The 379-nt window shown below is 47.0% G+C and carries 1 pseudogene; it reads right to left on the bottom strand.

Annotated elements, in window-relative coordinates:
• A pseudogene (locus C442_RS22545) lies at window positions 1-258 on the bottom strand (hypothetical protein); the annotation flags it as partial.
• Between the last annotated feature and the right edge of the window lie 121 nt (window positions 259-379).

The raw sequence follows: 379 nt of genomic DNA on the forward strand, positions 1-379 counted from the left end.
TGGCGGTGACTGATTCACTGTGGCAATCCCATCAGCACGGAGTGCTTGGTCGAACACGTCTTGGCCCGCTGCTGAAAGGTTATTGTAACTGACTACCTCGTCATCGGGAGACACTTGCGATTCATTCGTCTCTGTGGTGTAAGCCCTAGTCGTCGGCTCCGAGGGAGCATCAATGAGTAAACCAGAGATGATAAGCAATGCTACTGCAAATATAATGAGAGCGCGGCCACTGAATCGATTTTTCGATGTGGATCCCATTTTATAGAATTACTGAAATATATAAGGAGTGTTTTTTTAGATCCTAACTCATCAGCCGAGTAAGCAAGCCCAGATTCTGTGCAAGAGCTTATATCCGTTGTGTCTGCGCTAGCGTTCGTCA

The sequence above is a fragment of the Haloarcula amylolytica JCM 13557 genome (assembly GCF_000336615.1).
Classification (GTDB): Archaea; Halobacteriota; Halobacteria; order Halobacteriales; family Haloarculaceae; genus Haloarcula; species Haloarcula amylolytica.